The sequence below is a fragment of the Gordonia zhaorongruii genome (genome assembly GCF_007559005.1).
Lineage (GTDB): Bacteria > Actinomycetota > Actinomycetes > Mycobacteriales > Mycobacteriaceae > Gordonia > Gordonia zhaorongruii.
In genome coordinates, this window is sequence record NZ_CP041763.1 from 3,108,807 (window position 1) to 3,132,647 (window position 23,841).

Sequence of the window (23,841 nt, forward strand, 5' to 3'; positions counted from 1 at the left end):
CTCCGCGGATGCACTAGCGTTCGAGAGGACCTGGTCCCCGCTCCCGTAAGTCCAGGAGGCTCATGTCCGCCGAACGCATCATCCTGATCCGTGCCGTCAACGTCGGCGGAGCGAAGCTGCCGATGGCGCGCCTGCGGGATATCGCGACGGACCTCGGTGCGACGGAGGTGTCGACGTACATCGCTTCGAGCAATCTGCTGTGCACGCCGTCGGGGGATCCCGGCGAGTTCGATCACGCTCTCGAGCAGGCGATCGCCGACGAGTTCGGGTACTACCGGGAAGTGGTGAGCAGGTCGCCGGCCGAAGTCGAGGCGGCCTTGGTCGCCTACCCGTTCGGCGACGCCGCGCACGGCCACCTCCACTTCCTGACCGGAGTCCCCGATTCCACTGCGGCACAAAATTTCTGCGAGCGCGACCACGGTGGCGGTGAACGACTGGCGGTCATCGGCAGGGACCTGCACATCGACTATCCGGACGGTGCCGGGCGGACGAAGCTGACGGCGGCGCGGATCGCCCGGGGACTCGGGGTGACCGGCACCGGCCGCAATCTGCGCACCAGCGCGACGCTCGTCGAGCGGGCCCGCGGATGAGCTCACCGCACGATCCCGGGACCGACACGCCGCCGGGCGCCGTGGACGCGCGGTTCACCCTCGCCGCCGAACGAACCATGCTCGCGTGGCTGCGAACGGCCCTCGGGCTGATCGCGGCGGGCGTCGCCGTCCTGCACGTGGTGTCCTCGTTCACCAATCTCTGGCTGCAGACCGCGCTCGGTGTGAGCCTCCTGGTCCTCGGCGCCGCGAGCGCCGGGTTGGGGGTATGGCGTTGGCAGCGCGTGAACCGGGCGCTGCGCACCGGCGGCGCGATGCCCGGCCCGTTGCCGATCTGGATTCTGATCGGTGCGCTGATCGTGATCTCACTCGCGTTCGCCGTGATTCGCTGACCGACTGTCCGATCGGCGTGTCAGCGGACTGTACCGTGGTCAACCGTGAGCGAGGATGCAGGTCGGACCGTGGAGATCTCGACAGACGGCGCGTGCCTGGGCAATCCCGGCCCCGGCGGCTGGGGCGCGATCCTGCGCTACGGCGACGTCGAGAAGGAGATCTCGGGGGCCCAGCCCGATACCACCAACAACCGCATGGAACTGATGGCCGCGATCGAGTCGCTCAACGCGCTCACTCGGGCGTCATCGGTGATCCTCTACACCGACTCGAGCTACGTGCGGAACGGCATCACCAAGTGGGTCGCCGGGTGGCAGAAGAACGGTTGGAAGACCTCCGCGAAGCAGCCGGTGAAGAACGCCGACCTGTGGCAGGAGCTGGTCTCGGCCGAGCAGCGGCACACCGTCGAGTGGCGTTGGGTGAAAGGTCATGCGGGCGACAAGTACAACGAGATCGCCGACACGCTCGCCACCACCGCCGCCCGCTCGCTGCGCGACGACTGACCCGCATCACACCTGGATCGGCGGGTACAACTGTTCCATCGTCAACTGCCGGTTCCGTCTGGCCGCCCACGCGCTGACCGCCATCGCTCCGAGCATCACGCACCCAAGGACGATCACACTGGTCCAGAATCTGGAGTCGACCCCGCCGGCGATCACCTGGCGCAGGCCGGTCACGGCGTAACTCATCGGATCGTACGGGTGCAGGATCTGGGCCGGTTTCGCCGTCGTCTCCACCGGATACAGGCCGCCCGAGGCTACGATCTGCACCATCAGGAACGCGAGTGACACCACTCTGCCGACGGCCGCTCCCAGCACCGCGTTGAACATCTGTATCAACGCCAGGAAGGTACCTGCCACCAGCAGCATGAAAGCGACCATGCCCGCCGGGTGCACCGGGCTCAGCCCGACCGCGAAGTGCACGACGGCGTACATCACGACGACCTGCGCGGCCGCGATCAAGGCCGCGGGCCAGTACGACGCCAGCACCGACCGCAGCCCTCCGAGCCCTCCGAGGACCGGCCGGGACTGGAGCGGTTTGAGCATCATCCAGATGATGACCGTCCCGATGAACAAGGCGAGCGGCAGGAAGAACGGAGCAAGTCCCTCACCGAACGTCTTCGCCTCGTTATCGGTGTGCGAGCTCAATTCCACCGGCTGGGACAGATCGGCTGCGGTCTTCTGCCGCTGCTGATCATCGCCGAAGTCGGGAATCTGCTTCACCCCGTCCCCGAGGCCCTTGGCGAGCCGGCTCGCACCATCGGAGAGTCTCGGTGTGCCGTCGGCGAGCTGCCCGGCACCATCGGCGAGCCGCTGGCTTCCGTCGGTCAGCTGCACCATCCCGGAACTGAGCTCGGTGGCACCTGCAGAGAGCTGGTTGGCGCCATCCTGCAGCTGACCGACCTTGCCCGCGAGCTCACCGCTCTCGACCATGCCCAGCATCGTGCGCAACGTCGAGTCCTTGTCCCCCAGCTGCGCGGATAACGCTTTCGATTGCTTCGACAGATTGTTGACGCGCGCAGTGGTGCCGGGGTCGACGCCCTGCGTCTGCAGGAAGTTCTGGACCGGTCGCAGAGCCCTCGCGAGTGAACGCGCGTGCGGGTCGCCGGTGGCGCGGAGCTGCGTCATCACGGTGGACAGCGCCCGCTCGGCCTGCGACTGACCGGCTCCGACGGTGCCGATTCCGCGCAGCAGAGCCGACATCTCCTGGGACATTTCCGCCGCATCGGCCGCGTACTCGGACGGCTTCACACCGGAGGACTGGATCTGGCCGAGAACCTTGTTCAACGGCGACGTCGCCGAGTTGACACCGTCGGCGAGCTGCCCGGCACCGGCCGCCAGTCGCGCCGAGCCGTCGCGCGCAGTCACCATGTTGACGGCGAGTTCATCAGCGCCGTCGGCCAGCTTCTGCGCGCCGTCATCCGCTGTCTTGAGACCACCCGCGAGTTGATCGGCGCCGTCGGATGCCTTCGTCAGCCCGTCACCTGCGCTCACCAGACCGACGAGCACCTGGTCCACCGCCTGTTTGCCGATATTCGCGTTGAGTGCCTTGGTGACCTGCGCGGCAGCGCTGTCGCCGATAACTCCCGCGAGATAGCTGTTGGCGTCGTTGAACTCGAACTGGACTCTCGCCTTGTGTGGATCACCGGTGGCCGCCGAGGCGATCGCCGAACTGAAATCCTTCGGGATGGTGATGGTGAAGTAGTAGCGACCGTGGGAGAGTCCGTCCTCCGCGTCCGCCGCATCAGTCGGTTTCAGATCGAGTTCACCGGACGAGAGGAGTTCGGACTGGACCTGATCGCCTGCATTGAGCGGCTTTCCCTGCGAGGACGCGCCCTGATCCTGGTTCACCAGCGCGACCGGGATCTTGGCCACCTCGTCGAACGGGTTCCAGAACACCCACAGGTACATCGCTCCGTACAGGAGCGGCATCAGCACGACCGTCACGATCGCGATGCGCGGCATCGCGCCTTTGGAGTAGCGCTTGAGTTCGGTGCCGAGCGACATTCCCGCCAGCATCAGTGGTTCCCTTCGTGGTGAACGAGTTCGGCGTGTGTCAGGTTCGGCACCTCGACGACCAGTCGCTGACCGAGGCCGGGCGCGGGCGGGTTGACCGTCGTGGTGACCACGGTCTGCTCGCGTCCCAGTTCTGCGAGGCGGGCCACCAGGATGCGCTGGTTGTGGTCGCTGGTGACCTGGTCCATGCTCCCCACGACGAGGAGCGGACGACGCCGGGAGTTGGCGAGAGCGACCCGCAGCAACACTCCGTCGAGTTCGGACAATTGCTCGACGTAGTCGGTCAGCGCCGGGAGGGGCAGATCGCCGAAGACGGGCCGACAGATCCGCTCGAGGTCGGCGTCGCGCGCCTTCCCGACCAGGTGATACCAGGGTGAATCCCAGCGGCGCTGCTCGGTGATCAGGTCACCGACGCGCACAGCGCTGTAGACGGCATCGAGATCCTCGACACCGGCGAGGGCCGCCACCTCGAAGATCTTCTTCGCGCGGGTACGACCGAACACCGAGAGCTCACCGCTCTTGGCCTTCATCCGGCCGGCGAGGGTCATCTCCAGCGCCGTGCGCCCCGAACCGGCGGGGCCGCGCAGGATGGTGAGGCCGCCTGCGGGGATGTCCAGGTCGATGGGACCGAACACCTGCCCCCACGGTCCACGTTGGGCGATTCCCCGCGCGACGACTGCCGATTCGGCTGCGGGTTCTGGCGCGATACTCATGACATCGCAGCGTAATGCGGGTACCGAGGGCAGATGGAGCCGACTGGCCGCACAGTGTGCGAACAAACGTTTTCAGAATTTCGGTGGGGTGGATCACCACGGCGCATGTCAGTGATCCGGGCGGCGACACTGCGGTCTCCGTATAGTTTGCGTAACTGGTGACCCGGACCACTCCCGCTCGCCTACACGACGGACGAGCGACGCGGCGCGTCGAACACACCGCCTCGCGCCCGAACCCGAAAGGACCCACATGTCGCAACTGCTCTCCGGCAAGACCGCGGTGATCACCGGATCGGCGCAGGGCATCGGCCTTGCCATCGCCGAGAGGTTCGTCGCCGAGGGCGCCCGCGTGGTGCTCGCCGACCTGAACGCCGAGCAGGTCATGGCGGCCGCCGCAGGTCTGGGCGACGATTCCGTGGCCCGAGGTGTCGCCTGCGACGTGACCTCCGGCGACGACGTCGAGCGACTGATCGCCTCCGCCGTCGACGCGTTCGGCGCGGTCGACGTGATGGTCAACAATGCCGGGATCACGCGTGACGCCACCATGCGGAAGATGACCGAGGATCAGTTCGATCAGGTGATCGCGGTGCACCTCAAGGGAACGTGGCACGGTACGCGTACCGCTGCTGCCCACATGCGTGAACGCCGGTCCGGGTCGATCATCAATCTGTCGTCGATCTCGGGCAAGGTGGGACTCATGGGCCAGACCAACTACTCGGCCGCCAAAGCCGGCATCGTCGGACTGTCGAAGGCAGCGGCGAAGGAGGTCGCGTATCTCGGGGTTCGCGTGAATGCGATTCAGCCGGGCCTGATCCGCACTGCCATGACCGAAGCGATGCCCGAGCGCATCTGGGAGCAGAAGATGACCGAGATCCCCATGGCGCGCGCCGGTGAGCCGAGCGAGATCGCCGGTGTCGCAACCTTCCTCGCGTCAGATCTGTCCTCGTACATGACCGGCACCGTCCTCGAGGTGACCGGCGGACGGCACATGTGAGTTCACCGGACTGGGTTCCGCGCGGGGTCGTCACCGACGAGGTGATCGACCCGGGACCCGTGGCCGCACTCACCGCGATCTTCGACGACGGGCTGCCCGTGCCGCGCCCCGGCGACCTGCTTCCGCCCCTGTGGCACTGGGTGGCGCTGCCCCGCTGGTCGACGTCGTCGGTGCTGGATATCGACGGCCACCCGTTTCGCGGATCGTTCCTGCCACCGATCGAGTTGCCGCGCCGCATGATCGCGGGCGGGACCGTCGAGTTCCACGCCCCGCTGGTCGTCGGCGCTACGACCCGCCGTGAATCCACCGTCGAATCGGTGACCGAGAAGAGCGGTCGCAGCGGAGCACTGGTGGTCGTGGTGGTCGCGACGACACTGCACACCCCGGACGGCCGACCCGCCGTGGTCGAACGTCAGAATCTGATCTACCGCGAGCCGCCCACGGCCGCACCGCAGCAGCCGAACCCCGGCGACGCGACTCACCTGAAGCCGGTCGGTCCGCCACTGGCCGCCCACCAAGACGGCGGCTGGGACTTCCGCACCGATCCGACTCTGCTGATGCGATTCTCCGCGGCGACGGCGAATGCGCACCGGATCCACTACGACTGGCCCTATGCGACCGGTGTGGAGGGTTACCCGGGGCTGGTCGTGCACGGGCCGCTGATGACGCTCGCGCTGATGGAGACTCAGCGACTCTCCGGCGATCTCGACGCGGTGTCCGGCGTCTCGCACCGCAACCACGCCCCCTTGTTCTGCGGGCAACCGGCACGAGCTCATGCCTCCGACACCGGGAGCGGCCGCTCGGTGACCCTGCTCGGCCCCGGAGGCACTGAAGCCGCCCCTCGCAGCACCATCGACCTCACCTTCTCCGAATCTGCGACCACCTCAGGAGCCTGAACCCATGCCGCGCCACTTCTCCAGCATCGACGACGTCCGCACCGCCCTCGGCGAGACGATCGGCCCGAGCGAGCCCATCGTCGTCGACCAGGCTCGTATCGATGCGTTCGCAGCCGCGACCGGCGACCATCAGTGGATCCACGTCGACCCCGCACGGGCCGCAGACGGCCCCTACGGCACCACCATCGCGCACGGTTACCTCACGCTGTCGCTGGTTCCCCTGTTCGGAGCCGACCTGGTGTCGTTCGATTTCGGTAGCGCACGCATCAACTACGGCACCGACAAGGTCCGCTTCCCGGCTCCGGTTCCGTCCGGATGCTCGCTCAGCGCCACCGTGACCTTCACCGACATCGCGGAGAAGCCGGACAGCGTCACACTCACCGCGCATTACGCCGTCACTGTGGACGGTGCGGACAAGCCGTCGTGCATCGCCGACACTCTCGTGCGAATCGTGCTGTAGCTGAGCGGCCGCGAACACCTTGCCGGTTTCCTCAGCGGATACCTCACTGCCGTTATCGGTTGATTCTGGTGGCGCCCGGCCGGTTAGGCCACCTCGCTCGTTTCGGAGGCGGGCAGATCCTGCTTCCGGTTTCGAACGGCCAGCAGACTTCCCGCAACGAGCGCCGCCACCGTAGAAGCAACCAAGATCGCGACCTTGGCATGGTCGAGGGACGCGCCGAGGCCGGGGAAGCTCAGTTCGGCGACCAGAAGCGACACGGTGAAACCGATGCCCGCCAACAGGGAGATTCCGACGAGGTCGGCCCACCGGACGCGGGAGTCGAGTTCGCTACGAGTGAGCCTGAGGGTCAGCCAGGTGGCACCGAGGATCCCGAGTGGTTTACCTACGAGCAGACCCGCAATGACACCAACCGCTATGGGATCGGCGAACGTCTCGCGCAGAGCGGAACCGCCTGCGACGGTGACGCCGGCCGCCATGAACGCGAACACCGGGACGGCAAAGCCGGCCGAGAGAGGGCGGAAACGATGTTCGAACTGCTCGGATAGCCCCGACTCGGAACCGCCGGCGCGCACCGGAATCGCAAAGCCAAGGAAAACGCCCGCGATCGTGGCGTGGATGCCCGAGGCGTGCACGAGGCCCCAGACGGCGATACCGATCGGCAGGAGGATGATCCAGGCGGCCCACACGGTGCGCGCGAACCAGTCGGCGTATCGGTGAGCCAGCAACGCGAACAGGACCAACGGGACGATGGAAGCCAACAGCGGCGTTGCGTGAACCTGATCGGTGTACACCAGCGCGATGATCAGAATGGCGATCAGGTCATCCACGACCGCCAGGGTCAGCAGAAACAGGCGCAGCGCAGCTGGGAGGCGCGACCCCACGACCGCGAGTACCGCGACAGCGAATGCGATGTCGGTGGCGGTGGGGATCGCCCAACCGTCGGCCCCTGAGGTGCCCCGGTTGATGCCGAAGTAGATGGCAGCCGGGACGAGGACGCCTCCGACAGCTGCGACGACAGGAACCAGCGCGGTTCGCGCTGACCGTAACTGGCCTATGACGATCTCTCGTTTGAGTTCGAGCCCGACGAGGAAGAAGAAGATCGCCAACAACCCGTCGGCAGCCCAGGCGCCGATCGTCAGGTCCAGATGCCAGGGTTCGTACCCGATACGCGTCTCACGCACCGATTGGTAGGCCTCCGACCAAGGGCTGTTCGCCACTATGACGGCTGCGATCGCTGCCCCGACGAGTAGGAATCCACCCACGGTCTCGGTCCGCAAGATCTCGATAACCCGGCGTGTTTCAGCAATGGGAGCGCGTGCGAACGCGCGATTACGCAAGCGGGGGTTGGCGCGATTTGCCACTGGGATCCCTCAGGTCGACAGCACGATATCCGTCGCCGACCAGACTTCCCGGCACACCGGTCGTCACTCTACGGACATGGCGTCGACTCACGCCAAATCAGAGGTCCGCGCGATCTATCGCCGGTGAGTCGGCCGCCGGCTTCGGCTGGTGGAGTGTCAATATTCCCGTGTGCATTATTCCTCCCGCTTCTTTACTTAATTCTAATAGCTATTACGTTGTTGTGCAACAGTTTTCACGAACTAGTTTTCTAATTACGTTGTCTTGTAACGCCATTGCCCATGGGGTTTGGTGCCACTACCCGAGGGGTTCAAAGTGAGTCATTTCCTGATACTTGGCCGTATGTGCGTGCGGGTGGCACGTAGAACAATCGGCCCATCAGGAACTACTACCCATACTGTTGCTTGCGTGTGATGTCCCGGTGGGATTGCCTACCGATGTGGTGGGTGTGCGAAGGCAGCAGGCAAATCATTTGCCGAACAACTGATCACGTGGATGTAGGTACTTACCTTGCACGGGCGGTAGCAGAGCAATCGGCGGCGTCAATGCTCGTGCGGAACGGAACGGAACGGGACGGGGGCAGGTCCCTTCAATGATTGCTGGATCCGATCGGCTGTTCGTTTCGGGTGAACAGACCAGTCCGCTCGATGGCAGCGGTCTCCAGGTGACCGCTTGCTGTGAAAGGCCCAGGTGTGGTCGCTGGGCTCGATTGTTCGGTTTCTCGGGTGTGGCCGGTTGTCGATGTGGCGGCGTGGCCGCGTGGTGCGGCGATCAGCGCGCCCAGATCTTCTGTGTTACTGGGTCGTTGATCGGGTGGCGGCCGTGTGGGCTCTGGTGGTCGTGGGTCGTGATGAGCGGGTGGCCCGGTAGTCGGGTTTCCACGTCAGGAGCAGGGCCAGTGCGAGGAGTATTTCGGCGATGTCGCCCCAGTAGTACATGAGGGTTCCACCGGCCTGGAGTTCGCCCGCTGGGGCGTCGACGTGAACAAACAGTCCGGCGTAGAGGAGTTGAGCGATGACGGCGTGGCCGGCGATGGCGATACCGAGGATGACGAGCCGGGCACGCACTGTCGGTCTGTCCGGGCCGGGGTCGGGTCCGGCGATCATCCACGCGAATAGGTATCCGGCAACGAAGAAGTGCAGGTGGATTGCCGTATGAAGGATTTCGTGGCGCTCCGAGAGCGCGAACAGCGGAGTGAAGTATAGCGCCGCTAGTCCTCCCAGGTTCGCCAGGAGAAGTACAGGTGCCCAGGTGAGCAGTCGTGCTGGTCTCGACCGCATGAGGTGTACCAGCGATCGCCCTACGTGCGGGGGTGTTGAGCGCAGGGTGAGGGTCAGCGGTGCCCCGAGCATCATGGCCAGCGGCGCGAACATCCCGATGAGCAGGTGCCCGAGCATGTGATCGCTAAAGGTCGGCGAGTCGGAGGGTTGCAGTGCCGCGCCGAGCACAACGATACCGGCGACGAAGCTGGCTGTGCGCCAGTGGTTCCATCCTGCGGGTTCGCGTCCTCGTAAGTAGGCCGCTATCAGGTAGCAGGCGGCGACGCCGGCCAGGAGCACCCATCCGATGATCGTCTCCAGGGGCACGCTGTGCGCCGCGGAGTCGCCGTGCGCCGTCGTCATCGTGGCGCAGTGGAGGTGTCTGGGTCGTCGAGGGCGGGGGTCAGGGGACGAGCTGTACGTTGCAGCGCCCACCCGCCGAGCACGAGGAGCGCTCCGAAGATGAGGAAGCCGATGTCCCAGAGTGCTTGATGTTCGCCGCTACGCACGTGGTGGATCCCGAGAATGTGGTGGTCGATGATGCCTTCGACCAGGTTGAACAGGCCCCACCCGACGAGCACCCATCCCCACAGGGCCCGCGAGGTCCAGAGCCGGCGACGGTGTGTGGTGACTCGCGAGTACAAGAGCGCGAGCCCGATGAGCACGGCGAGCCAGGTGAAGGTGTGAAATAGCCCGTCCCACAGGGTGTTGATCTCGAGGCCGTGGACGGTGTCGTTCGGGTAGTAGTCCACCCCGATCCGGTCGTCGTTGGTGCTGGTCAGCATGTGGTGCCACTGCAGGATCTGATGGAGCAAGATGCCGTCGACGAATCCGCCCAGTCCTACCCCGAGCACGATGCCCGGCACGGCAAGCGATCGGGCTGTGTCGTGCGTGGCCTGCCTGCTCACACGAGTGTTCACGCGATCAACCCCCACATTCGGACGGTGCTTTCACAGCGCATACCCCGTCCTGCGATGTGGCAACCCTGGTGGCGCTGGGCCCACCGGTGCGTGCGGTGGTCCGGTTGGGGTGGCTAGTGGGCAGGAAAGGTAGGTGGTCCGCTGTGCGGGCGTTGAAGTTGGGCGAAGGCGTCGATGGCTGCCACCGTCACCAGGGCGTCGAACAGTTTGTCGCCCTCGGCTGGTGCGGGGATGGCGGTCAGTACCGGTCCGAAAAAGCAGTGTCCGTCGATACAGATGATCGGGCTGCCGCCTGTGTCGCCGAGGTTGTCTTGGCTCTCCTGGTGAGCCACGCGCACAGAACCGTCGTAAGTGGGGTCGTCGATGCTGGTGGCAATCCTCGGGTCCAGGCCGCAGTCGGTGAGAGCAGCAGCGACCATCACGGTGGTCACCGCTTCGTCGTGGTGGTGCACGCGCTGACCCAACGCTGAGTAGAGCGGTCCCAACGCTGCGTCGCCGGCGCGATCATGCACGGCGGCCAGGACTCGTCCTAATTGGCGGGAGACGTCCATGTGGTGACGCTGCTGTTCGGGAACGTCTCTTCCTTCGTTGAGCACCGCCAAACTCATTTGGCGCCACTCGATGTCGACGTCGCGGTGTGCGGCGGCGCCGACAAGCCACCGGGAGGCAGCCCACGCGAAAGGGCAGGCGGGGTCGAAGTAGAACCGAACGGCGGTCATAGATCCTCCTAGGGATAGGACGAGCTGGGCGATGCGGGTGGCTACCTCGAGGCCTCGAGCGAGGCGATTGCTGCGGTGAGTTTGACGGTGGCATCGTCGGCGATCGGGGTGAGCTCGGGCTCCCCGGAGACCTCGACCATGAGGTTGGGGTTCATCGCTTCGACGATCGAGTTCGAGGGGTCTTCGGGGTCGGTGCGCACGACGACGTTGCAGGGCAACAGCAGCCCGATCTGGCGATCCACTCCGAGTGCGCGGTGGGCCAATGCAGGATTGCACGCGCCGAGGATCAGGTAGTTCTCCATGTCCTCGTCGAGTTTCGCTTTGAGGGTGTCGGTGACGTTGATCTCGGTGAGGACGCCAAATCCTTGGTCGGCCAAAGCATCTCGAACAGAGGCGACAGCTTTGTCGAAGGGCAGGTTCAGAACGGTCGAAATAGCGAGAGCCATAACGAGTTTTCCTTTCAGTGGTGGTGCTACTGCACGGGCGGGGCAGCCATTGTCTATGGTGCCTGGTCGATCGTCGGTCAGTGCGAGAACGTGATGGAGGGCAGCACTCGGCGCAACCACGCCGGTGACCACCACGCGGCCCGGCCGGTCAGGCGCAGCAACGCCGGTAGCAGCATCAATCGGATCAGAACCGCGTCCAGCAGCACCGCCACACCCAGGATGATCCCCATCTCTTTGGGGGGCAACGGGTCAGCGAGGGCGAAGGTGAAGAACACTGCGACCATCACTGCCGCAGCAGCGAAGATGATCCGTCCCGAATGGGCCATGCCGTCGATCTGCGCGCGGTCGGGGTCACCGGTGCGTTCGTAGTGTTCTTTGGCGGTGGCCAGCAGGAAGACGGTGTAGTCCATCGCGATGGCGAAAATCATGGCGAAGAAGAACACCGGCCCCCAGCCGTCGAGGAAACCTTGCGGGGTAAATCCCAGCACCCCCGACAGGTGGCCGTCCTGGAAGATCAGCTTTGCCACCCCGAACGCTGCCGCCGTCGACAACAGGCTCACCAGGGTGCCGATCACCGCGATCAGCGGTGCTTGCAGTGCAAGCAACAACAGCACGAACCCCAGGACCAAGATGATGCCGACGATCAGCGGGAAGTAGTCGTTGAGGGCTTGTTGCAGATCGAGGTTCTCCGTCGCGGCGCCGCCGACCAGAACATCTGCGGGCAGGGCGGTACGCAGGTCATCGACGATGGTGGCCATGCGGGCATCGGAGGGGTCCACCGAAGGCAGCGCTTGCACCATCACATAATCGGTGCCATCGCCGGCCGGTTGCGGTGGGGTGAGCATCTCGATACCGGGAGTCTGGGAAGCCGTGGTGGCCGCCTGCTGCGCCTGGGCGGTAGGGGCGATGATCTGCAGCATGCCGGGAGCACCTTCACCCATCTGCTGTTGGACCAGTTCATAGCCCTGCCGCACCGGCGCATCCTCGGGGACCACCGAGATCGAGGGCATGGCCACCTTGAGCCCGATGACCGGAAGGGCCAGCGCCACCAGCACGATCAGCGAGCCGACCGCAAACGGCCACGGATGATCGTGCAGGGCCTTTCCCCACCGCTCGAACAGCGGCGAACGATGCTGCTGGCGCTTGGCATACGGCAGCGACGCCGCGTTGACCTTCGAGCCCAGAGCGCCCAGGGTGGCCGGAAGCAACGTCAACGTCGCCGCCAAGACGAACGCCACCGCAAGCATGATGCCCACCGCCATCGTCCGCACCGCAGGTGCTGGCACCAACAACACTGCCGACAAACTCACCAACACCGTGATCCCCGATAGCACCACCGCTTTGCCGGCGGTGTCCATCGTCTCGGCCACCGCACCCGACCTGGTGCTGTGGTTCTTCAGGGCGTCACGGAAACGGGAGACGATGAACAGCGCGTAGTCGATCCCCAGGGCGAGGGCGAACATCATCGCAAAATTCATCGCCCACACCGATATCGGAGTGACCTGATTGAGAAGGACCAGGCCACCGGCCGAAGCAACCAACCCTGCGATGGTCAACAACAGGGGCAACCCGGCGGCCACCAGCGAACCGAAAGCCAACACCATGATCGCCAACGTGACCGGCCAGGAAAACAGTTCAGCCTTGATCATCGCGTCGTGATTGGCCTTATTGAAATCGCTCCACAACGCAGAGGCACCCGTCGGATACACCTGCACACCATCACGCGAGAGTCCGGCGAGCTGCCCCTTGACATCGTCCACCGCCCGGACCATGTCGTCGGTGTTCGCATTCGCGCCCGCGATCAGGATCGCTGTGTGCTGATCCGGGCTGATCGTCATCCCCGGCTGTGGGGCCAGCACCTCACCGAACCGGGAGTCACCCTCGAATACCGCCGCCGCGGCCGCAATCGTTTCCTGCATCGCCGGGCCGTCGACGGTGTCGCGGTCCGAATGGATGACAACCTGCACCGCAGCCGACGAGTTCCCGCCGAAGTGTTGCTGCGCGAGCTCACGTACCTGCACCGACTCCGAGCCATTCGCCTGCCACCCGGCCCCGGCCAACGAGGAAAACACCGACGGCGCAATGGCCCCCAAACCGATCAGCACCAGCAGCCACACCCCGAACACCACCCGCGCCCGGCCCGCCATCGACGCACCCCAGCGCCCCAGAACCCCAAAGGTGGTCGCGGTCGATCTGGTGTCGGTCATCGCAGAAGCGCTCCTTTCGCACCGTGGCATACCCCCACAGGTATCGGTCTATGCCACGAGACAATACCCCCTAGGGTATTGATGTCAACGGTGTAGCATTCCGGGCTTGATACCCCAGGGGGTACCCTCGCGAGTAGATCAACTCACCCGAGGAAGGGGCGCATTCAGTGGCCGGAGATGAAGAAGCGATGACCGCGGTGCTCAACAGACTGCGCCGGGCGCAAGGACAACTAGCTGGCGTGATCACGATGATCGAGGCTGGCCGCGACTGCAAAGATGTCGTGACCCAGCTCGCTGCCGTGTCTCGAGCCCTCGATCGTGCCGGGTTCAAAATTGTCGCCTCCGGAATGCGCCAGTGCATCAACGGCGCCGGCGAGGGTCAGGCCCCGCTCACCGAGGCCGAACTGGAAAAATTGTTCTTGGCGCTGGCATAACGTTGCTGTCGCCCCTGAGCCAGGGGTGGTGATTGACGCCGAACTCTCCTGAGGCACCGGGTGATGGTGGCGGCTTTGATGCGTGGGAGCGGTCTAGTTCGGTTGCTCGTGGCTATGGAGATAGGCGGTGTAGTCGCGCCCGGCGAGTGCGGCCCAGCTGGTGGTGGTTGTGGCGCTCAGCCCGAGTTGGGTGGCGATGACGGCGGCCGGTAGGTCGGCGCCCAGGACGAGCATGGCGTGGTTGCGGCTGATTCGGCTGGGAACGTCTGCGGCGGTGAGCTTTCGGCTCAGAGTGGCTATGTGCAGTGGATGGTGCGCCCGGCTTCCGGGAAAGAGGTAGTGCCCGCGGCCGTCTCTGGTGAGGGCGTTGGGGTTGGCTGACACCGTCTGGGCGAGTGTGTCGATGAGGTCGGCGAGGCGATCGGGCAGTTCGACGGGGTGGCGCGCCACGGTGATGTAGCGCCGGGCTTTTCGGCTCGTCAGCGACGAGGTGGTCAGATTCTGTAGTTGGGTTAGTCGCGCGCCGTAGAGCAGGACAAGCAACCCGGCCACGCGAATGGACAGATCAGCCGACGTATCCCCTGACAGTAGAGCCGCGATCGCTCGCTGGTGATCGTTTTCGTCGCCGGTCTGCGACGGAGGCGGGTTGATATACCGGCTGACCGACAGGTTGTGAGCCAGCCCGCGGTAGGTGAGCCAACCGATGAAACCGGCAATGTTGTTGGTGCGCTGGTGCCGGCCGCCGGTCCAGGCGTCCAACATCGGCTGCGTGAGATCGTCTATTGTACAACCGGATTCATCGAGGTGCGCTAGCAGCAGGATGGCGGTGCGGATCCGGCTACGTGCGTTGTCGGCGGCAGCGTGGGTGAATCGTCGGCGGCGGGATCAGCGGCGGGCACGGCGCAAGATGGCCCAGTGTCCATAGGGCCCGATCAGCGAGCTCTGGTGGGGCGGCAGAGCAGCAGCGGTTTCGGTTATCCACGTCTCGAGCCGTTCTAGTGGTTCATCGCGCACCGGCAGGAGTCGGGCATCGATGAGCAACTCACGCAGGTGGTGCCGTCCCCACGTCGGTGGGCACTGGTCCAGTGTCCGGTGGCTCAAGGGTTCGTCGATCATCGCCAGACGGGTGAGCAGTGCCGAGGTGGTGGGTTTGCTCAGCCACCGCAGCGTCGAGTGCGGTTGGCCCCGATCCGCTAGATAGTTGGGCAGCGGCTCAAGGCCCACCGGTACCGATCCATGGGGACCGGTCAGCAGTTCACGGGTGAGCCGGATGATCGAACATCGGTAACAGGTCTGGGCAAAATGATGCGGTCCCCCGCGACCGCAGACGCTACACACGTAGCCGACCTCCGACCCAGCGCACGGGCCACATATCGGCTGCCCGGCAGCATCTCTCCCGATGAGCGCGCGATCGTTACTGCACAGCGCGCACCGCCCTGGGTGGTAGAGGGTTCTCCGGTAGCACCCCGGGCCCAGCGGCCACTGAGTATGGACTGGGCGCGACTGCGCGCAGATTCCGCATACCTTCGCCGGGGTGCTCGCGCAGCGATGGCACAGATCCACGGTGCCGGCGCGGGCCCGGATCGCGATCGGTGCGGGGGTGCCGCACTGTCCGCACCGGCGCGAGGGGGCGGTGTAGCAGCGTTGACACAGCTCACCTACCTCACTGGTGGCTTTGATGTGGTCGGTGCGGCCGCATCCGGCACAGCGCCGTTTGGGCCTCGAACAATGCACACACAACGGCTCATCCGCGGCGGTCCGCGTGGACGGCAGCTTCTGTTTGCCGCAGCTACTGCACTTCTCGTGGCGGCGGGCGTTGTAGCAGCGGCGGCACAGCCCGCCCTCGGGAGTCCGTTTGACCCGGGCGGCTATCCGCCCGCAGTCAGAGCATGGGTATTTCGGAGGTACAGCGACGCTCATGATTCGGTGTGGGGACGCCGGATCGTGGTGCGACGCGCCGCGATAGGGGTGACACCTGCATCACGACCGGCGGTCTTCTTCACTGCGGCGTCGATGATGCGGGGTTCAATCAGATCGTTAGGGGTGCAGTCGAGGATGTCGCACAGGGCTACCAGGGTGTGCATGCTCAGTCGTTGCGGCTGGCCGGTCACCAGCCGGTACACCTGTTCGCGTGACAACGTGATGCCTCGGTCGGCCAGGTGTGGTTGCAGGTCGGTCGTGGAGAACATCCCCTGCTCGGCCATCTTGGTACGCAGATGCCAGAGGTAGTCGATCTGTTTCATGGCGTGGTCCTGTCGTCGAAGTGGTGGCCATAGCGGGCATGGATCGATTGCATGAGCAGGCCGTTGCGGTATTCGTTGCTGACTCCGACATACACCGCGGTGGTCGAGGAGAATGCATGCCCGACCTGCTCTTGGATGAACCGTTCGGGGTAGTCGAACTCGACGAGATGGGTGACATAAGAGTGGCGTAGCGAATGCAGGTCCAGCGCGGGATCGAGGCCGGCGGCGTCGCGGGCAGCAGCAAATGCGGCATTGATGGCGCGTACGCCCAGGCGGCTGCCGCGCTCGGTCAGAAACAGGGCCGGGTGCTTGTTGTGGTCGAACTCGCAACGGATCTCGGTGAGGTAGTGATCGAGGATCTCGACGATCCAGCTCATTTCCGGGACCGTGAGCACCGTTCGCCGTTTCGGTGGCCCACCGCGGGAGGCTTTGCCGGACCGCACGGTCACCGCACCGAACCGCCCGAACGCGGGGAACTTGGAGTTTCGGCGCAGATCAACCACATCGGACCGCGAAACCTCTTTGCGACGCATTCCATAGGCGTAGCAGTACTTCAACGCGACCGCGTCCCGCAGCGCGGGTAGCGCACCCTTGCGGCGGCGGGCCCGGATCTGAGCCACCCGACCGTCAGCAGCATCGAACAGTGCCTGGGTCTCGTCGTAGGTCATCGGCCGCCGGCCCTCATCGCCCTCGTACTCACCGACATGAATGATGGAGTTGTCTTCATGGAAGACCTGCAACGGGGCCCGACCAAACCGGCTGGTGCACTCAGAGATCCATCCGTACCGAGGGTCGATCAGATAGGAGCAGAACAGACCGATCTCGACCTGGTAGCCGCGGACCGTCGAAAACCGCAGAGGAGTAGCCCCCGACCGCAAGTCACTGACCCACGCCTCGCCCTCCTCAGGGGTCCACTGCCACGGATACAACCCTGTGAACTCGGCAAAGCGCTGGACCAACCGGACCCGCGGCCTGATCGTCGCCTCGCGCAAGAACCGTGCCCGCTGTTGCTGAGCCCATCCCTGCACCATTGCCTCGAACACCGACCGTTCAGGATCAAGCTCTACAACATTTGATGCCAGCACCTTTCGCGCACCGGCTACATCTTCACCCGTCACACCACCGTTGTATCAGATGCATCATTGATGCACATAGGTTAGATGGCGCTACCAGCGTTTTTTAGTGCAACAGCTAGCTGCAGCGACGATGGAGCCTGCCGGAGCGCCGATTCGGTCACCCGGCCAATGATGCATCCGATGACAATAAATCCCGTTCGCTTGAAGTTGCGAACGGGCGCGGCCCGGAAGCCGTTCCAGCCGGGGCCGTCAACCCGACCATGCACAACCGCTCGGCCGCGTTATAGGTCAGAGCTTGTTCCGCGCGATGATCTGCGCCGCGATCACGTTGCGCTGAATCTCGTTGGTGCCCTCACCGACGATCATCAGCGGCGCATCGCGAAAATAGCGTTCCACGTCGTACTCCTTCGAGTAGCCGTAGCCGCCGTGGACGCGAATGGCGTCCAGTGCGATCTGCATCGCCGTCTCGGAGGCGAACAGCTTGGCCATGCCCGCCTCCATGTCGGCGCGCTCCCCTCGGTCGAGCTTCTGCGCGGCGTCCTCGGTCAGCAGCCGGGCCGCCCGCTGCTTGGTGCCCATGTCGGCGATCAGGTTGCCGACGCTCTGGTGCTTCCAGATGGGTTTGCCGAACGACTCCCGCTCCTGCGCGTACCGCACTGCCGCATCGAGAGCCGCCTGTCCGACACCGACCGCTCGCGCCGCCACCTGGATGCGGCCCATCTCGAGGCCGCGCATCATCTGACCCCAGCCCCGATTCGGCTCACCACCCAGCACGGCGTCAGCGGGGACCGGCATCTCGTCGAAGACGAGTTCGCAGGCTTCGACGCCGCGGTACCCGAGCTTGGGCAGCTTCGTGGAGACCGTCAGGCCGTCGCCGGGTTCGACGAGCATCACGCTCATGCCCGTGTGCGCCGGGTCGGCGGACCGGTCGGTGATGCACAGCAGACCGATGAGCCCCGAGTGGGCGGCGTTGGAGATCCAGGTCTTGGAGCCGGTGATCGAGTAGCCGCCGTCGGCGGGCGTCGCATACGTCCGCATGCCCTGAAGATCGCTGCCGCCGCCCGGTTCGGTGAGCGCCATGGTGGCCCGGATCGAACCGTCTGCCATCTTCGGCAGATACCGGCGCTTCTGCTCGGCCGTGCCGAACGTCGTGATCAGATACGTGATCACCGAGTGCCCGCCGATGGCGCCGGCCAGACTCATCCAGCCGCGCGCGAGCTCCTCGGTGACGCGCGCGAAACAGGCGGTGCTCACGTCGACGCCGCCGTGCTCTGCCGGTGCGAGCAGTCCGAAGAAACCGAGCCGCTTCATCTCCTCGATGAACTCCTCCGGGTACACGTCGGGCTCGTCGAATTCCCGGACCCGGTCGCGCACACGATGGTCGATGAAGTGGGCGACGAGATCGACCATGTCCTGTTCGTCGGAGGTCAACGCCATCGGCCGGTCCTTTCACGAGACAACGGTCCACCCCTGAGGGCCGTTCGTGCCTCTCACAGTAAGTGAGGTCGCTTCACATTCTCCGGTGCCCGCGGTCCGGCGCACCGACGGGCGAGTAGAACAGAGTCTGATGCTGAAACTCCGAGCGCACAACCACGCCCCTTCGTGACGGGGCAGCGCACCGACCGCCTCCTGCCCGCACTGGTCTACGCGGCCCTGACCACCTCGGTGGTCAGCTCACTGGGCATGCTGCTCGTGCCGTCGATCGCCGACGCGATGGGCATCACGATCGGTTCGACGCAGTGGATGCTGACCGTGAACCTCATGGTCGGCGCGGTGGCCACCCCGATCATGGGGCGCCTCAGCGACGGACCGCGGCCCGGACGGCTGCTCTTGATCGCGCTCGGCGTCATCTTCGTCGGATCGGTGGTCGCCGCCGTAGCCCCGAACTTCACCGTCTTCCTGATCGGACGAGCCCTGCAGGGCCTCTCGTACGGCATCGTCCCGGTCACCATCGTGCTCGCACGGCGCCACCTGTCCGCCGACCAGGTCTCCCCCGCGATCTCGTCGCTGTCGGTCACCGTGGCGACCGGTCTCGGTCTCGGCTACCCGTTGACGGGCGTTCTCGCGAGCTGGCTCGACTACCGCGCGGCGTTCTGGTTCGCTGCCGCCTTCGTGGCGACCGCAGCGATCGTGGTGTGGCGGTTCGTGCCGATCGGCGCCGACGAGAACACGGCGAAGCCGTTCGACGTGCCCGGTGCCGCATTGCTCAGCGTGGGGCTGGCCGCCCTTCTGATCGCGGTCAGCGAGGGCCCGAACTGGGGGTGGGGATCGGTCACCACGATCTGCGTCGCACTCGTCGCGGTCGGCGCACTCGTGGCCTGGGGTTTCGTCGAGCTCCGGCGCCGCCATCCGCTCATCGATCTTCGCGTGATCCGCACGGCTGAGGTGCTGCTCGCCAACGCCACCGCCATCTGCCTGGGCGCCAGCATGTACATGAGCCTGTCGATCGCCAGCATCATCGCGCAGGCGCCGGCGTCGACTGGGTACGGCATCGATCTTCCACTGTTCTGGGCCGGCTTCGTGATGCTCCCGCTGTCGGTCGGAAGCTTCACCGGCAACCGTTTCGTGCGCCGTCTCGGGCCGGAGTCGATGACCGCGATGCTGCCCCTCGGATCGGCGCTGACCGCAGGCTCAGCCGTCATGCTCTGGCTCACCAACGACCAGCTGTGGGAGATCCTGCTCGGCATGGCCCTGTTCGGACTCGGCATGGGCGCGGCCTACGCCGCGATGCCCGCACTCGTCGCACGGAATGTCGCGGATACCGAGGTCGGCAGCGCCGTGAGTTTCAATCAGGTCCTCCGCACGGTCGGCGGTGCGCTGGGCAGTGCGGTGGCCGGCGCGGTCCTGGCTGCGAACCCGGGCGAGCACGGCGTGACCCTGGGCCTCGGCATCGCCGCGATCATCGGGATCGTGGTTTTCGTGGCTCTCGCGGTCAATCAGGTTCGCGTGCACCGCACGGGGTAGATCGCTGCGGGTCTGGCGCGGCCATGGTTTCAACTCGCGCCCTCGGTCGTGACTCAACCAGCGAAGGGGCGGCCCGCCCGACGATGAGGGGACTTCCGCCGGCCGAGCACCGCCGCCCGGCCGGACGTCGAGTCACGAGTCCGCGAGCGCCACCAGCAGATCCCCTGCCTCGACCTGGCTGACCTCGGCGATCGCGGTCCGGGACACCACGCCACCGCGCGGCGCGGTGATGGCCGCCTCCATCTTCATGGCCTCGATGGTGCCGATCGGGCCGCCCGCCTCGACGGTGTCGCCCTCGTCCACCGACAGGGTGACGACGCCGTCGAACGGGGCGGCCACATGGCCCGGATCGGACTGGTCGGCCTTCTCGGCAGACGGCACCTCCGCGGTGACCGAGCGGTCACGCACCGAGACCGGCCGCAGCTGCCCGTTGAGAATGCACATGACGGTCCGCATCCCGTGCTCGTCCGGCTCGGAGATCGCTTCGAGACCGATGAGCAGGTTGACGCCCTTCGACAGCTCCACGCGATGCTCGTCGCCGCTGCGCAGACCGTAGAAGAACTGGTCAGCGGACAAACGCGAGGTGTCGCCGTACTCGTCCAGGTGGCCCAGGTACTCCTTGGCCGGTCCGGGAAAGAGCAGTCGGTTCAACGTCTCACGGCGAACGGTCGATTCGCCGGACAGTGCGGCCTCGTCCTCCGCGGACAGCGGCGTGATCGGCTTCGCGTCGGCTCGCCCTTCGAGCGCCTTGGTCCGGAACGGCTCGGGCCATCCACCGGCCGGCTCGCCGAGGTCGCCGCGCAGGAATCCGATGACCGAATCCGGGATGTCGAAACGGGCCGGGTCGGCAGCGAACTCATCGACGTCCACTCCGGATCCGACGAGGGAGAGCGCGAGATCGCCGACGACCTTCGACGACGGCGTCACCTTGATGAGACGTCCGAGCAGGCGATCGGCCGCCGCGTAATTGGCCTCGACCTCCTCGAACCGCTCCCCCAGGCCGAGCGCAGTCGCCTGCTGCCGGAGATTCGACAGCTGCCCGCCGGGGATCTCGTGCGTGTAGACGCGGCCGGTCGCCGACGGGATCCCCGACTCGAACGGCGAGTACAGCTTCCGCAGCGACTCCCAGTACGGCTCCAGGTCGCAGACCGCGTCCAGACTCAGGCCGGTATCGTGCTCGCTGTGTGCGGTGGCAGCCACGATCGCGGACAGCGACGGCTGGCTCGTGGTCCCCGACATCGGTGCGCTGGCGCCGTCGACCGCGTCGGCCCCCGCAGCGAGCGCGGCCAGATAGGTCGCGAGCTGGCCGCCGGGTGTGTCGTGGGTGTGAATGTGAATGGGCAGATCGAAGTTGCTCCGCAGGGCGGTGACCAGCTTGGTCGCCGCCGTCGGCCGCAGCAGGCCCGCCATGTCCTTGATGGCGAGCACGTGCGCGCCCGACTCGACGATCTCCTCCGCGAGACGCAGGTAGTAGTCCAGGGTGTACAGGTCCTCCGCCGGATCGGCGAGGTCGCCCGTGTAGCTCATCGCGACCTCGGCGAGGCCGGTCCCGGTCTCGCGCACCGCGTCGATCGCCGGACGCATCTGATCGACGTTGTTGAGCGCGTCGAAGATCCGGAAGATGTCGATGCCGGTCGCCGCAGCCTCCGAGACGAACGCACGCGTCACCGACTCGGGGTACGGGGTGTAACCGACCGTGTTGCGGCCGCGCAGCAGCATCTGCAGGCAGATGTTCGGCACGGCCTCACGCAGCTGTGCCAGACGATCCCACGGGTCCTCGCGCAAGAATCGCAGCGCGACGTCGTAGGTCGCGCCGCCCCATGCTTCGATCGAGAGCAGTTCCGGCGTAGTCCGGGCGACATGTCCCGCGACGCCGAGCAGACTGCTGGTACGGACGCGCGTGGCCAGGAGCGACTGATGCGCATCGCGGAAGGTCGTGTCGGTGACGGCGAGTGCCGACTGCTGTCGCAAGGACTGGGCGAATCGTTCCGGGCCGAGTTCGAGCAGGCGCTGTCGCGAACCGTCCGGCGGTCCGGCCGTGAGGTCGATCGACGGGAGTTTGTCGACCGGATTGACCTTCGCCGGCACCTCACCGTCCGGCCGGTTCACCGTGACGTCGGCCAAGTAGGCGAGGATCTTCGACGCTCGATCCGCCGACGAGTTCTGCGTCAGCAACTGCGGGCGTTCCTCGATGAACGACGTGGTCACGTGGCCCGCACGAAAGTCCGGATCTTCGAGAACCGCCTTGAGGAACGGGATGTTGGTGGCCACGCCGCGGATGCGGAACTCGGCGACGGCGCGCTGCGCGTGCGAGACGGCAGCCTCGAAGTCACGGCCACGGCAGGTCAGCTTCACCAGCATGGAGTCGAAGTACGCGCCGACCTCGGCACCCAGCGACGAACCGCCGTCCAGCCGCACACCGCCACCGCCCGGGCTGCGATAGGCGGTGATCCGGCCGGTGTCGGGACGGAATCCGTTCGCTGGATCCTCGGTGGTGATCCGGCACTGCATCGCCGCCCCGCGCAACCGGATCGCGTCCTGACTCAATCCGAGATCGGCGAGGGACTCGCCCGCCGCCACCCGCAACTGCGCCTGAACCAGATCCACATCGGTGACCTCCTCGGTGACCGTGTGCTCCACCTGGATGCGGGGGTTCATCTCGATGAACATGTGCTGCCCGCGCTCGTCGACGAGGAACTCGACCGTCCCGGCGCAGCTGTAGCCGATCTGCTCGGCGAACGCGACGGCATCGGCGCAGATCTTCTCCCGCAGTTCGGGATCCAGATTCGGTGCGGGCGCGAGTTCGATCACCTTCTGGTGACGTCGCTGCACCGAGCAGTCGCGCTCGTAGAGGTGGATCACGTTGCCGTGCGTGTCGCCGAGGATCTGCACCTCGATGTGCCGCGGATTGATGACCGCCTGCTCCAGGAACACGGTGGCGTCGCCGAATGCCGATTCGGCCTCGCGGGACGCTGCCTCGATCGCGTCGCGCAGCGCGGCGATCTCCGGGACGCGCCGCATACCGCGTCCGCCACCGCCTGCGACGGCCTTGACGAACACCGGGAACGTCATCGACTCGGCCGCGGTCATCAGGGCATCGAAGTCCGTGGTCGGCTCGGACGAGGGCAGCACCGGTAGCCCGGCGGCCTTCGCCGATTCGATGGCGCGCGCCTTGTTGCCCGTCAGTTCGAGAATCTCCCGCGGCGGTCCCACGAACGTGATGCCGTTGTCCTCGCATGCGGCGGCCAGATCCGGGTTCTCCGACAGGAAGCCGTAACCGGGATAGATGGCGTCGGCGCCGGCCTTCTTCGCCGCGTCGATGATCAGGTCGATGTCGAGATAGTTGCGTACCGGGTGTCCCTCGTCGCCGATCTGATACGACTCATCGGCCTTGGTGCGGTGCGCCGAGTTTCGGTCCTCGTAGGGGAAGACGGCGACGGTCCCGATGCCCAGTTCATATGAAGCGCGGAAGGCACGAATGGCGATCTCGCTGCGGTTGGCGACGAGAACTTTGTCGAAAGTGCGGCTGGTCATCGAATCAGGTTCCTTTGCAAGGATCGGCGGGCAACCTCGGGTGAGCGCGATTACCCCTACCAACGTAGTGACGCCCAGCCCGGCTCGCCGCCCTTCCATCGCGTTACGCCCCGAAAGTCGCATATGTCGAATGAACGTTCAAACGACCGACGCGCATTTCGGG

General features: G+C 65.8%; 21 protein-coding genes. 8 read left to right on the top strand and 13 right to left on the bottom strand.

Annotated features, from left to right (window positions below; all coding sequences use genetic code 11):
- Positions 1-62: 62 nt before the first annotated feature.
- Genes FO044_RS14360 through rnhA form a run of 3 tightly spaced genes read left to right on the top strand, consistent with a single transcriptional unit; the run spans position 63 to position 1,441 of the window.
- Positions 63-590 (top strand): DUF1697 domain-containing protein, encoded by a 528-nt coding sequence (locus FO044_RS14360; protein ID WP_143965880.1) that lies wholly within the window; start codon positions 63-65, stop codon positions 588-590.
- Positions 587-940, top strand: a complete 354-nt coding sequence (locus FO044_RS14365; RefSeq protein ID WP_132992533.1) for a YidH family protein — start codon at positions 587-589, stop codon at positions 938-940. Before FO044_RS14360 ends, FO044_RS14365 begins: the two co-directional genes overlap by 4 nt.
- Before the next feature lie 45 nt (positions 941-985).
- Complete coding sequence (rnhA, locus tag FO044_RS14370; protein ID WP_132992534.1) at positions 986-1,441, top strand: ribonuclease HI; 456 nt, start codon at positions 986-988, stop codon at positions 1,439-1,441.
- 6 nt (positions 1,442-1,447) lie between these two features.
- Here rnhA and FO044_RS14375 read toward each other — a convergent pair whose 3' ends face one another.
- Positions 1,448-3,457 carry a YhgE/Pip domain-containing protein gene (locus FO044_RS14375; RefSeq protein ID WP_132992535.1) on the bottom strand — a complete coding sequence of 670 codons (2,010 nt, stop codon included), beginning with the start codon at positions 3,455-3,457 and terminating at the stop codon, positions 1,448-1,450.
- On the bottom strand, positions 3,457-4,167 hold the full coding sequence (locus tag FO044_RS14380) for a hypothetical protein (protein ID WP_132992536.1): 711 nt from the start codon (positions 4,165-4,167) through the stop codon (positions 3,457-3,459). The genes FO044_RS14375 and FO044_RS14380 overlap by 1 nt, the downstream gene beginning before the upstream one ends.
- 250 nt (positions 4,168-4,417) lie before the next feature.
- Between FO044_RS14380 and fabG the strand changes: the two genes are divergently transcribed.
- The 3 genes from fabG to FO044_RS14395 are packed head-to-tail and all read left to right on the top strand — an operon-like array spanning position 4,418 to position 6,517.
- On the top strand, positions 4,418-5,161 hold the full coding sequence (fabG, locus tag FO044_RS14385) for a 3-oxoacyl-ACP reductase FabG (RefSeq protein ID WP_132992537.1): 744 nt from the start codon (positions 4,418-4,420) through the stop codon (positions 5,159-5,161).
- On the top strand, positions 5,158-6,057 hold the full coding sequence (locus tag FO044_RS14390) for an HTD2 family dehydratase (protein WP_143965881.1): 900 nt from the start codon (positions 5,158-5,160) through the stop codon (positions 6,055-6,057). The genes fabG and FO044_RS14390 overlap by 4 nt, the downstream gene beginning before the upstream one ends.
- Before the next feature lie 4 nt (positions 6,058-6,061).
- The gene (locus FO044_RS14395) at positions 6,062-6,517 is read left to right on the top strand and encodes a MaoC family dehydratase (protein ID WP_143965882.1); all 456 of its coding nucleotides are present in this window, start codon (positions 6,062-6,064) and stop codon (positions 6,515-6,517) included.
- A gap of 83 nt (positions 6,518-6,600) precedes the next feature.
- Here the strand turns inward: FO044_RS14395 and nhaA are convergent, their stop codons facing one another.
- The 6 genes from nhaA to FO044_RS14425 form a co-directional block, all read right to left on the bottom strand.
- Entirely contained in the window at positions 6,601-7,794 is a 1,194-nt protein-coding gene (gene nhaA, locus FO044_RS14400; protein WP_244945772.1) for a Na+/H+ antiporter NhaA, read from the bottom strand.
- An 876-nt stretch (positions 7,795-8,670) separates the two neighbouring features.
- Positions 8,671-9,498 carry a cytochrome c oxidase assembly protein gene (locus FO044_RS14405; RefSeq protein ID WP_143965884.1) on the bottom strand — a complete coding sequence of 276 codons (828 nt, stop codon included), beginning with the start codon at positions 9,496-9,498 and terminating at the stop codon, positions 8,671-8,673.
- Positions 9,495-10,055 (bottom strand): DUF2243 domain-containing protein, encoded by a 561-nt coding sequence (locus FO044_RS14410; RefSeq protein WP_143965885.1) that lies wholly within the window; start codon positions 10,053-10,055, stop codon positions 9,495-9,497. The genes FO044_RS14405 and FO044_RS14410 overlap by 4 nt, the downstream gene beginning before the upstream one ends.
- A 113-nt stretch (positions 10,056-10,168) precedes the next feature.
- Complete coding sequence (locus tag FO044_RS14415; RefSeq protein WP_143965886.1) at positions 10,169-10,774, bottom strand: mycothiol-dependent nitroreductase Rv2466c family protein; 606 nt, start codon at positions 10,772-10,774, stop codon at positions 10,169-10,171.
- A 41-nt stretch (positions 10,775-10,815) separates the two neighbouring features.
- On the bottom strand, positions 10,816-11,220 hold the full coding sequence (locus tag FO044_RS14420) for a DUF302 domain-containing protein (protein ID WP_143965887.1): 405 nt from the start codon (positions 11,218-11,220) through the stop codon (positions 10,816-10,818).
- Between the two features lie 77 nt (positions 11,221-11,297).
- Entirely contained in the window at positions 11,298-13,427 is a 2,130-nt protein-coding gene (locus FO044_RS14425; RefSeq protein WP_244945773.1) for an MMPL family transporter, read from the bottom strand.
- Positions 13,428-13,594: 167 nt separating this feature from the next.
- Here FO044_RS14425 and FO044_RS14430 point away from each other — a divergent pair, with 167 nt between their 5' ends.
- Positions 13,595-13,861 carry a metal-sensitive transcriptional regulator gene (locus FO044_RS14430; protein ID WP_143965888.1) on the top strand — a complete coding sequence of 89 codons (267 nt, stop codon included), beginning with the start codon at positions 13,595-13,597 and terminating at the stop codon, positions 13,859-13,861.
- A 93-nt stretch (positions 13,862-13,954) separates the two neighbouring features.
- Here the strand turns inward: FO044_RS14430 and FO044_RS14435 are convergent, their stop codons facing one another.
- From FO044_RS14435 to FO044_RS14450, 4 genes are all read right to left on the bottom strand, one after another.
- Entirely contained in the window at positions 13,955-14,620 is a 666-nt protein-coding gene (locus FO044_RS14435) for a hypothetical protein (protein WP_143965889.1), read from the bottom strand.
- Positions 14,621-15,777: 1,157 nt separating this feature from the next.
- The gene (locus FO044_RS14440) at positions 15,778-16,104 is read right to left on the bottom strand and encodes a helix-turn-helix domain-containing protein (RefSeq protein WP_055475981.1); all 327 of its coding nucleotides are present in this window, start codon (positions 16,102-16,104) and stop codon (positions 15,778-15,780) included.
- Entirely contained in the window at positions 16,101-17,189 is a 1,089-nt protein-coding gene (locus tag FO044_RS14445) for a tyrosine-type recombinase/integrase (RefSeq protein WP_222103216.1), read from the bottom strand. The genes FO044_RS14440 and FO044_RS14445 overlap by 4 nt, the downstream gene beginning before the upstream one ends.
- A 279-nt stretch (positions 17,190-17,468) precedes the next feature.
- Positions 17,469-18,617 carry an acyl-CoA dehydrogenase family protein gene (locus FO044_RS14450; RefSeq protein ID WP_143965890.1) on the bottom strand — a complete coding sequence of 383 codons (1,149 nt, stop codon included), beginning with the start codon at positions 18,615-18,617 and terminating at the stop codon, positions 17,469-17,471.
- Positions 18,618-18,782: 165 nt separating this feature from the next.
- Here FO044_RS14450 and FO044_RS14455 point away from each other — a divergent pair, with 165 nt between their 5' ends.
- Positions 18,783-20,144 (top strand): MFS transporter, encoded by a 1,362-nt coding sequence (locus tag FO044_RS14455; RefSeq protein ID WP_143965891.1) that lies wholly within the window; start codon positions 18,783-18,785, stop codon positions 20,142-20,144.
- A gap of 132 nt (positions 20,145-20,276) precedes the next feature.
- Here the strand turns inward: FO044_RS14455 and FO044_RS14460 are convergent, their stop codons facing one another.
- On the bottom strand, positions 20,277-23,678 hold the full coding sequence (locus tag FO044_RS14460) for a pyruvate carboxylase (protein ID WP_143965892.1): 3,402 nt from the start codon (positions 23,676-23,678) through the stop codon (positions 20,277-20,279).
- Between the last annotated feature and the right edge of the window lie 163 nt (positions 23,679-23,841).